General features: G+C 65.4%; 11 protein-coding genes. 7 read left to right on the top strand and 4 right to left on the bottom strand.

What is annotated here, in order from left to right:
* Positions 1-88 precede the first annotated feature (88 nt).
* The 3 genes from QZ281_RS17375 to QZ281_RS17365 all read right to left on the bottom strand — a co-directional run bounded on the left by QZ281_RS17375 (position 89) and on the right by QZ281_RS17365 (position 2,715).
* Entirely contained in the window at positions 89-1,780 is a 1,692-nt protein-coding gene (locus QZ281_RS17375) for a sensor histidine kinase (protein WP_292230635.1), read from the bottom strand.
* 123 nt (positions 1,781-1,903) lie between these two features.
* A complete protein-coding gene (locus QZ281_RS17370; protein WP_292230633.1) occupies positions 1,904-2,515 on the bottom strand; it encodes a sigma-70 family RNA polymerase sigma factor in 612 nt (203 codons plus the stop codon).
* Positions 2,512-2,715 carry a NepR family anti-sigma factor gene (locus QZ281_RS17365; protein ID WP_292230631.1) on the bottom strand — a complete coding sequence of 68 codons (204 nt, stop codon included), beginning with the start codon at positions 2,713-2,715 and terminating at the stop codon, positions 2,512-2,514. Before QZ281_RS17365 ends, QZ281_RS17370 begins: the two co-directional genes overlap by 4 nt.
* A 198-nt stretch (positions 2,716-2,913) precedes the next feature.
* Between QZ281_RS17365 and QZ281_RS17360 the strand changes: the two genes are divergently transcribed.
* The 3 genes from QZ281_RS17360 (at position 2,914) to QZ281_RS17350 (ending at position 5,488) form a co-directional block, all read left to right on the top strand.
* Entirely contained in the window at positions 2,914-3,708 is a 795-nt protein-coding gene (locus QZ281_RS17360) for a response regulator (RefSeq protein WP_201100857.1), read from the top strand.
* A gap of 332 nt (positions 3,709-4,040) precedes the next feature.
* Positions 4,041-5,060, top strand: coding sequence for an NADP-dependent oxidoreductase (locus QZ281_RS17355; RefSeq protein WP_292230627.1), 1,020 nt, complete (start codon positions 4,041-4,043; stop codon positions 5,058-5,060).
* Between the two features lie 20 nt (positions 5,061-5,080).
* Entirely contained in the window at positions 5,081-5,488 is a 408-nt protein-coding gene (locus QZ281_RS17350) for an acyl dehydratase (protein WP_292230624.1), read from the top strand.
* A 72-nt stretch (positions 5,489-5,560) separates the two neighbouring features.
* Here the strand turns inward: QZ281_RS17350 and QZ281_RS17345 are convergent, their stop codons facing one another.
* On the bottom strand, positions 5,561-6,340 hold the full coding sequence (locus QZ281_RS17345) for a SapC family protein (RefSeq protein WP_292230621.1): 780 nt from the start codon (positions 6,338-6,340) through the stop codon (positions 5,561-5,563).
* Between the two features lie 158 nt (positions 6,341-6,498).
* Here QZ281_RS17345 and QZ281_RS17340 point away from each other — a divergent pair, with 158 nt between their 5' ends.
* The 4 genes from QZ281_RS17340 to rsfS all read left to right on the top strand — a co-directional run bounded on the left by QZ281_RS17340 (position 6,499) and on the right by rsfS (position 9,215).
* Positions 6,499-6,990: a Fur family transcriptional regulator gene (locus QZ281_RS17340; protein WP_292230619.1), complete on the top strand. Its 492-nt coding sequence runs from the start codon at positions 6,499-6,501 to the stop codon at positions 6,988-6,990.
* Between the two features lie 2 nt (positions 6,991-6,992).
* Entirely contained in the window at positions 6,993-7,883 is an 891-nt protein-coding gene (locus tag QZ281_RS17335; protein WP_292230616.1) for an alpha/beta hydrolase, read from the top strand.
* A gap of 97 nt (positions 7,884-7,980) precedes the next feature.
* Positions 7,981-8,646, top strand: coding sequence for a nicotinate-nucleotide adenylyltransferase (locus tag QZ281_RS17330; RefSeq protein ID WP_363298184.1), 666 nt, complete (start codon positions 7,981-7,983; stop codon positions 8,644-8,646).
* A gap of 155 nt (positions 8,647-8,801) precedes the next feature.
* Positions 8,802-9,215, top strand: a complete 414-nt coding sequence (gene rsfS / locus QZ281_RS17325; RefSeq protein ID WP_201100850.1) for a ribosome silencing factor — start codon at positions 8,802-8,804, stop codon at positions 9,213-9,215.
* Positions 9,216-9,303 lie beyond the last annotated feature (88 nt).

The following is a 9,303-nucleotide window of genomic DNA, read 5'->3' as shown; positions in this document are numbered from 1 at the left end:
GAGCGGCGGCGGCGGCGACCAGAATGAAGATCTTGCGCATGGGGTGTCTCTCCAGATTGCCGACGACGAGGGGCGTCGGTTCGAAGGTCTAACGCGACGCTTTGGCGGCGGTTCCGGCCTTGTCGGTCGGATCATTGGGCGTCAGGGCCTCGGGCGTGACGAAGGTCATGCGGGCGATGGCGCCGCCCGACGGGGCCTCGACGATTTCAGCCTCGCCACGCAATTGTTTGGCGAAGGCGCCCATCAGGGTGCGGCCTACCCCGGCCTCTGCGATCCCCGCGGCGCCGGGGCCGTCGTCCTCGACCTCCAGGAGGCTGGTGTCGCCATTGACCTTGAAGCGGACCTTCAGTTCGCCGCCGCGCCCGGCGAAGGCGTGTTTCTGGGCGTTGGTCACCGCCTCGACCAGCCACAGGGCCAGGGGCGCCAGCTTGTCCGGGTCGACATAGAGGCTGTCGGCCTCGACGGAACTGGTGACCAGAGGGCCCCGCCCTGCCTCGCTGGCGACCAGTTGCCCGACCAGTTCGGTCAGAAAGACCTTGGCGTCGGCGTGGCGGATGTCCTCGCTCTGGTAGAGGGTGCGATAGATCAGGGCCAGGGCGGAAATCCGCTGGCGCGTATCCCCCAGCGCCGCCTTGGCCGGGGCGTCCGTCAGGGCGCGCTGCTGCATCGACAGCAGGGACGAGATGATTTGCAGATTGTTCTTCACCCGGTGGTGGATCTCGCGCATCAGCGCGTCCTTCTCCGCCAGGGAGGCGTTCAGCTCGATGTCGCGCTCGGTGATGGCTTCGGCCATCTCGTCCAGGGTCTTGGCCATGACGCGGATTTCGGACGGAGCATTCATCGCCTGCAGCGGACGCACCGAGAACCGCCCCTTGGCGTAGATGGCCGCGACCCGCTCCAGATAGTCCAGCCAGCGGATGAAGATGCGCTCCGACAGCAGCATCACCGCGGCAAAGGCCGTCAGCCAGGCGCCCAACGGCAGTAGCAGGGTGCCGATCGGATTGAGCCGCGCCCAGGACAGCAGGCCGGGGGCGGGGGCGGAGAGCAGGGCGTACAGGTCGCCGCCCGCCAGGGGCGCGGCGGAATAGTCACGTCGGTGTCCGTCCTTGTCTCTGGCCTCGAACACGGACGACCCGTCCACATTCGCCCGATTGATCCAGTCGCCGACCTTGCCGTTGCGGTTCAGGGTGAAGGCGTCAGGGTCGCTGACGACCAGAAGGCGGCCTGAAGCATCGGCGATGGCGGCGTCTGAACCTTCGGGCAGGGCGCGGTCACGGGTGTTCGGCTGCAGGGCTGACAGGGGAATGACCGCCGCCATGGCGCCGTCGAATGCGCCCATGGGCCGTTCGGCGCGGATGGCGATGATCAAGGCGGCCTGATAGCCGGAACTGGCGGGCGCGCGTTCCACCACCAGAGCTTCACCGCCGCGCAGGCGTTGGAACCAGGGGGCTTCGGACGCCGGGGCTACGTCGGATCGCGCCCCGTCGCTGCGGCCTGATGCGCAGATGGCCTGCCCGCCCGCGTTAAGCCGATAGAGGCCTTCATAGCCTTCAAGCTGGTTCACCAGGGACGTCAGACGGGACGCGCAATAGGGCCCCATGGCGTCGGGCGCCAGGGCGCGCAACAGGATGTGGGCGCTGTCCAGTTGCGCCTTGGCGTTGGCGGCGGAACGTTCGGCGGCGAGTTGAAGCCCCACCTGCCGGTCCTGCGCCTGTTGCCGGAAGTCGGCCTGGGTCTGGATAAGACTCAGAATGAAGATGGGCAGAAGGGCCGCGGCCATGGCCACGCCGAGGCGAAACCGGATGCCCTGAAACCGTTCAGAGCGCCAGCCGCGCGAAAGCTTCGGCGTAGGCCGTTGGTCCTTTCCTTGCCCCGACGGCCTGAGGTTGAGGGACAACGAGGACTATCCTCGGGCGCCGCTAAGGCGGTCTGCTTCTCCCAGAATGCTGCGCATGGCGTCGCCTGCCGCCTTGCCGTCACGGGCATAGCCGCCGCGTTCCAGCGTGGCCTGAAGGGCGCGGCGCGCCCGGCTGACGCGGCTTTTTACCGTACCGACGGCGCATCCGCAGATCTCGGCCGCCTCTTCGTAGGCGAAGCCGCCAGCACCGACCAGAATCAGGGCTTCGCGTTGTTCCTCCGGCAGGGTCTTCAGGGCCTGACGCAGTTCGTCCAGCGCCACCGGCGCCTCGGGGTCGTCCACGGCGACCAGGGTGCGTTCGGCGGCTTCCTGATCCAGTTGCGACTGGCGCCATGACCGGCGCTTTTCCGAATAGAACTGGTTGCGCAGGATCATGAAGGTCCAGGCCTTCATGTTGGTGCCCATCTGATAGCTGGCGCGGGCGTCCCAGGCCTTCATCATGGCGTCCTGCGCCAGGTCGTCGGCGGCGGTCGGATCGCCGGTCAGGGTCCGGGCGAAGGCGCGCAGATGCGGGATCAGCGCGACAAGTTCGTGTTTGAAGGCGTTATTGTCCGCCGACGGAGGCTTGGGCGCGGCGCCCAGGCGCGAGGTGCTCATGCGGCGCCTCCAGACGAGCGCTCATCGGCTCGTCTCAGGATGTCCAGAAACTCGTCCGGGACCGGTTCATTCACCACTTCGTCGAACATGTGACGCAGCTTCACCCCGATGGCCTGCTGGCGCAGCCGGGCTTCTTCGAGGACCACATCGTCATGTCCGTCCACGTCGTCAACTCGCGAATTCTCTTTGGAATCAATCATAGATAGAACACCGCCCACCCAACCGCAGTGCAAAAATGCAGCAAGCTTAACGCCCGCCTTCCCGGTGGGTTCCCCATGAAACGCTTTTAATGCCCAAGCTTCTCTGATGATATGGAACCGTGTCGCGTCCAAAACGTTTTTGTCGGCTGTAGCGCCTTCCTATGGATTGGGATGGCCGGTTATCGGGGAAATCTTGGAATGAGCCTTCTGGCTAGACTTGCGCCTCATCTGCCCTACGTCCGCCGGTATGCGCGGGCTTTGACCGGAGATCAGGCGACAGGCGATAATTACGTCCGTGTCGCGCTGGAGGCCCTGGCCGCCGGCGAACAGCAGTTGTCTCCCGAGATGACGCCGCGCGTCGCTCTTTATCACGTCTTCCACACCATCTGGTCCGCGACCGGCGCCCAACTTGAAGACAAGGGACCGACCGAGGGCCGCGACGATGCGTCACGCCGCCTGCTGCTGATCGCCCCGCGTTCGCGTCAGGCCTTCCTTCTGACCGCGCTGGAAGGTTTCACGCCTTCGGAAGCCGCCCAGATTCTGGGCGCCGACCCGCGTGATGTTGAACGTCTGATCGCCGACGCCCAGTCCGACATCGACGCCGAACTGGCCACCGACGTTCTGGTCATCGAAGACGAAGCCATCATCTCTGCCGATATCCAGAGCCTGGTTAAGGAACTGGGCCACCGCGTGACCGGGGCCGCCACCACCCATGATGAGGCTATCGAGGCTGTGGCCCGCCACCGTCCGGGGCTGGTCCTGGCCGATATTCAACTGGCTGACGGATCATCGGGCATTGATGCGGTCAAGGAGATCCTCAAGGACTTCGACGTCCCGGTCATCTTCATCACCGCCTTCCCTGAGCGGTTGTTGACCGGCGAACGGCCTGAACCGACCTTCCTGATCACCAAGCCCTTCCAGCCGGAAACAGTGAAGGCGGCGATCAGCCAGGCGCTGTTCTTCCACCCGTCGCGTCAACGCGAAGCCGCTTAAGGCGCGCCTAAAACATCTAGCGAAAGCCCCGTCCGCCTTCGGCGGCGGGGCTTTTTCATGCGTCTCACCCAAATGATCAGCTCTAGGTGCGAAAAAAGCGCCCGGGTCGAGGAACCAGTGTTCTGGCGCCTCGTTATCGGTCTGCGGAGGCGGCGACGCCCCCCCCCCGACTTGAGATTGGCGAAAGCCAATCTGTCGCCTCCGCGCCTCATTCTCGATGATGCCACTTCAAGGCGATCCGTTTGGATCGCCTTTTTCTTTGCGCCTCGTCTCGACCCTGTGGTGCAGGCGGGCCAAGGTGGCGGTCGGGAAGAAACGTGCGGAGAAGCCTGATGGCCGGCATCAACAGACAATGGGTGCTGCGACAGCGCCCCAAAGGCCTGATCAAAAAGGGCGACCTGGAACTGGTCGAAAGTCCGATTCCCGACCTGAAGGAATCCGAGGTGCTGGTCCGCACCGTCTATCTGTCGCTGGACCCGACCAACCGCACCTGGATGAACGATTCCGAAGGCTATCTGCCGCCGGTCGGCATAGGCGAGGTCATGCGCGGCCTGACGCTGGGCGTGGTCGAGGCGACGCGGTCGTCGCGGTTCCGTGTCGGTGATGTTGTTTCACCCCTGTCGGGTGGCTGGGCGGACTACGCCGTGGTCAAGGAACAGGCGCTACGTCCGATCCACCGTGCGCCCGGCCTGCCGCTGACGGCCAATATGTCGGTCCTGGGCATGACCGGACTGACCGCCTATTTCGGTGTGACCGACGTGTTGAAGGCCAAGGAAGGAGAGACCCTGGTGATTTCGGCAGCTGCAGGCGCGGTCGGCTCCATCGCCGGTCAGATCGCCAAACAGCGGGGCTGCCGTGTCATCGGCATTGCAGGCGGTGCCGCCAAATGCGCCTGGCTGACCGACGAGCTCGGGTTCGACGCGGCCATCGACTACAAGAACGAGGATGTGGGCGAGGCGTTGGACCGGCTGGCGCCGGACGGGATTGACCTGAACTTCGAGAACGTCGGCGGCGACATCATGATCGCGGTTTTCAACCGGCTGAAGATGCATGGGCGCATGGCGGTTTGCGGTCTGGTTTCGTCCTACAACGCCACTAAGGCCCCGGCGTCGCCGAACTTCGCCCGCATCATCACCCACCGACTGGATGTGCAGGGTTTCCTGGTTCTGGACTATGCTCATCGCGCCCAGGAAATGGCCGCCGAAATGGCGCCCTGGCTGATCGAGGGCAAGGTGAAGTGGAAGGTTCACGTCGATGATGGACTGGAAGGCGCCGTCACGTCGCTGAACCGCTTGTTCACCGGCGATCACGACGGCAAGCTGCTGGTTCGCGTTTCCGAAGAACCGGCCTGACGCGAGAACTGAGAGACGCCATGAGCGACCCGTTGTTCGTCCACTTTGAAGACCTGGAGACCGGGCAGGTCGTGCCTCTGGGCGCCTGTGCGGTCGATCAGGAGGCGATGGACCTGTTCACCGACCGGTTCCAGCCGGGGTGGGACACCGCCTATGGGGCGCCGGACGCCATGGTCTATGTGCTGTGGAGCCGTCTGGCGGCTGACAAGGCGGCTCACTGGGCCCAGACCAAGGTGCTGGCCATCGATGCCCTGCGATACATGCGCAATCCGCCTGCGGGCGAGCTGCTGCGCGGTCGGATGACGGTGATGGGCAAGGATCCGGTCGGCGACGAAAAGGGCATCGTCATCGCCTCGCACGACCTGCTGGACGAGGCGGGGCGGCTGGTCTTCTCCTGCCTGACGCGAGCCTTGTTCTCGCGCCGCTGATCCGACCGCTTCGAAACGAAAACGCCCCGCTGGTCGAACCAGCGGGGCGTAATCTTTTGACTGTCAGTCGTCTTAGTTGACGGTGGCAGCAGTCTGGTTGCGCACGAAGGCCAGGGCGATCAGACGGTCCCAGCCCAGCAGCGACACCAGGTGGGCGTAGATTTGGCCCAGGGCGCCGTTGTCGCGCAGTTCGGCGAACTTCTCGGCGGGCAGGGCGCGCAGCTTGTCTTCCGAAACGGCGTAGTATTCAGCGATCTTCTGCGGCTCGCCCGGGTTGCCGTTTTCGTCGCGCGGCGTGAACAGGGCTTCGCGTACGTCCAGCAGGTCCAGTTCGTTGACCAGCTTGACGAAGGACTCGGTGCGCAGGCGCTCTTGTTCGAAGTTGTTGCAGAACTCCATCGCCATGTTCGTGTAGTCGCTGGGCTGGCCATTGACGAACAGCGGGTTCTCGCCGCCCTCGGCGACGATGTCGGCGCCGCGGTCGATGCACAGGATCAGACGGCCGTTCGCCTTGTCGTCAGCGAAGACGAAGGGATAGCGACGGACATAGGCGGGGATGTAGGCGTCCTGACGGAACACGCCTTCCGGCGACACGAACAGGTTGTCGTTCTGGTTCAGGCCCATCACGGCGACCGGCTGGCGGCTCTCGCCGACGAAGATCACGGGGTAGGACAGGGCGGCGGCGGCGAACTCGGTCACCGTCAGCGGCACCACATTCGTCTGGGCGACGAAGGCGTAGGGCTCGGCCTTGGCGTTGACGCCCAGGTTGCCGTGCTGGGCGGCGTCAAGCGGCTCCGGCTTGTTGTAGAACAGGACGTTGCCTTCGAGCGGCGATTGAGTGGTGTCGGTCATAAAAGGCCAGGACGCTCTAGAATGGGATGAAGCGGGCCTTCTAACCCATGCCCGCCCCTGCGGCAAACGCCGTAAGCTGAAGCTTTTCTGACGATCTCGCGAGGCGGCTGCGGACGTGCCATGTTGCGGTGCGGGCGTTGAGCCATTAGCTGTGTGCCATGGGTTCCGCCTGCGATCATGACCACGACCACTCGGGCCTGAACGGCTCCACCCTGGCGCGTGCGCTGGAGGCCGCCGAGGCGCGTGCTTCGGCTGCCGGCGAGCGGATGACCGCGCCGCGCCGCCGGGTGCTGGCCCTGCTGCTGGAAACCGGAGAGCCGGTTAAGGCCTATGATCTGATCGCCCGTTTCGGCGAGGACGGTCAGGCGGCCAAGCCCCCGACCGTCTATCGCGCGCTGGAGTTTCTGGAGCGTCTGGGCATGGCCCATCGCATCGCCCCCATCAGCGCCTATGTCGCCTGTGCCGAACATGAGGGTTCGGCCTCACACGCCGCCGCCTTCCTGATCTGCGACTGCTGCGGCTCGACGCGTGAGGTCGCGGGACCGGATCAGGGGGCCATCGACGCCGCCGCCGCCGCCGCCGGTTACCAGATCGCCCGCACGACGATCGAGGCCCATGGTCGTTGCTCTGCCTGTCGTGAGGCTGCGTGATCATGGATGCGGCCCTGATGGTCCCGCCGCGTCGTTTCACCGTCCCCATCGACAATCGTTGGGGTGCAGGCGAGATGTCGGTCCTGGATTTCGGCGATCCGAAACGCCCGGTCGACCTGATCTTCTCACACGCCAATGGTTTCAACGCCGGGACCTATCGCAGCCTGCTGTCGCCCCTGTCGGCGTCGCTGCGCATCTGGGCGCCGGATCTGCGCGGGCATGGCCTGACTATACTGCCGACCAACCCTCGCACCAAGACCAACTGGCTGGATTATCGCGATGATCTGCTGGGGCTGTTGAAGGCGGTCGATGGCCCGCCGGTGGTTCTGGCCGGGCATTCGATGGGCGGCACCTCGTCCCTGATGGCGGCGGCTGAACAGCCTGATCGTGTGTCAAGTCTGGTTCTGTTCGATCCTGTGATTTGGAAGCGGCCAGCCGTTTTCGCCTTCAATCTGCCCTTCGCCCAGTTGGCGCTGGCCAATATTCCCATCGCCAAGTCCACGCGCCGCCGCCGCGCCGTGTTCGAAAGCCCCGAACAGGCGATGGCCGCCTATCGTGGGCGTGGCGCCTTCAAGGGCTGGCCTGACATGGTGCTGGCCGACTATCTCAGCGACGGCCTGACCCAGACGCCCGAGGGCTGGGCCTTGACCGCGAAACCGGAATGGGAGGCCGCCAACTACGCCGCCCAGGCCCATGATCCGTGGCGGGCGTTGCGTCGTTATCCCGGTCCGATTCGTATCCTGAAGGCCGAGCACGGCGCTCTGACCAGCGTGCCTGTCGGTTCTCACGCTGCGCGCCAACTCACGGTCGAGGTTGTCCCCGGCGGGGGGCATCTGTTCCCCATGACCCATGCCGACATCGCCCGCGACGCCCTGTTCGAGGCGGCTGTCTGACGACGGACGATAAAGCCGGGACGATAAACGGGGACAGGGCGTCTTTCGTCGTGTTAAGGGCGCCGCTGAGCATAACTCCCCCGCCAGAGACGTCCGCTTGACCTTTTTCCACGCCGGTTCTGCGCCCAAAGGCGCCGGTCCCCGCTCTGGGGCCTTGCGCGATGGATTGATCCTGTCGCCGGGGATGAAGGTCGGTCTGTTCGGCGGCTCCTTCAATCCGGCCCATGACGGCCATGCCCACGTCGCCGAGACGGCCCAGCGCCGCTTGGGGCTGGACCGTGTCATCTGGCTTGTCTCGCCGCAGAACCCGCTGAAGGACGCCCGCCACAGCGCGCCCCTGGCCGACCGCATGGCCTCGGCCCGCGGACACGCCCACGGCCCGTCGATGATCGTGTCGGATTTCGAGACGCGTGCAGGCGTCGCCTGGACGGTGGACACCCTGCGCCTGTTGGTCGCGCGGCATCCGGGGGTGCATTTCGTCTGGCTGATGGGGTCCGACAATCTGGCCAGTTTCCACAGGTGGCGCGGTTGGACTGACATCATGCGGCTGATGCCGGTGGCGGTCATCGCCCGGCCCGGCTCCCTGCTGGACAGCCGCACCGCGCCCGCCGCCGCCCGGTTCGCCGGGGCGCGGGTTCCGGCCGAGCAGGCGGGGCTTTTGGCCACGCTGCAGGCGCCTGCCTGGACCTATCTGACGGCGCCGCTGAATCCCCGCTCATCCAGCGCCATCCGGGCCGCGCGCGGGTCTGAAAAGCCGGTCTGACGCCAGCTTGATTCGGGTTTGATCCCGTCGCCGGTTCACGATCGAGCCCATCCGTGCTACAGGTCCGCTTTAGTCAACGCTCCTGGAGCCCTCCGCTGACCCCCTCGCCCGCGTATGATGCGCAAGACGCCGCCGTTTCGAACACGGCGCACGAGATGGATGCTATCGAACCTCTCCATTCCGAAGACGGCCCTGCTTTTGGCGATTCCGCCCCGCGCCCGGTCGGCTCCACCCCGCTCGAAGAAGCCCTGCTGATCCGCCTCGATGAGGACAAGGCTCAGGACATGGTCCTGATCGACCTCAAGGGCAAAAGCGCCATGGCCGACACCATGATCGTGGCGTCCGGGCGCTCGCACCGTCACGTCGGCGCCATCGCCGACCACCTGCTGCGCACCCTGAAAGAACAGGGTCTGGGCAAGGCCAAGGTTGAGGGCCTGCCGCATTGCGATTGGGTTCTGATCGACGCCGGTGACGTGATCATCCACCTGTTCCGTCCCGAAGTGCGCACCTTCTACAACATCGAGAAGATCTGGGCGGTCGATTCCGCTCACCGCACCGCGCGCGACTAAACGATGAAACTGAGCATCGTCGCCATCGGCCGGCCCGGTCGCGGGCCGGAAGCGACGCTTGCCGACGACTACGCCAAGCGCGCCACCC

It is taken from the genome of Brevundimonas sp. (assembly GCF_018608325.1).
Taxonomy (GTDB): domain Bacteria; phylum Pseudomonadota; class Alphaproteobacteria; order Caulobacterales; family Caulobacteraceae; genus Brevundimonas.
The sequence above is the reverse complement of the archived record's forward strand: the minus strand, read 5'-3'. Positions and strand labels throughout refer to the sequence as shown.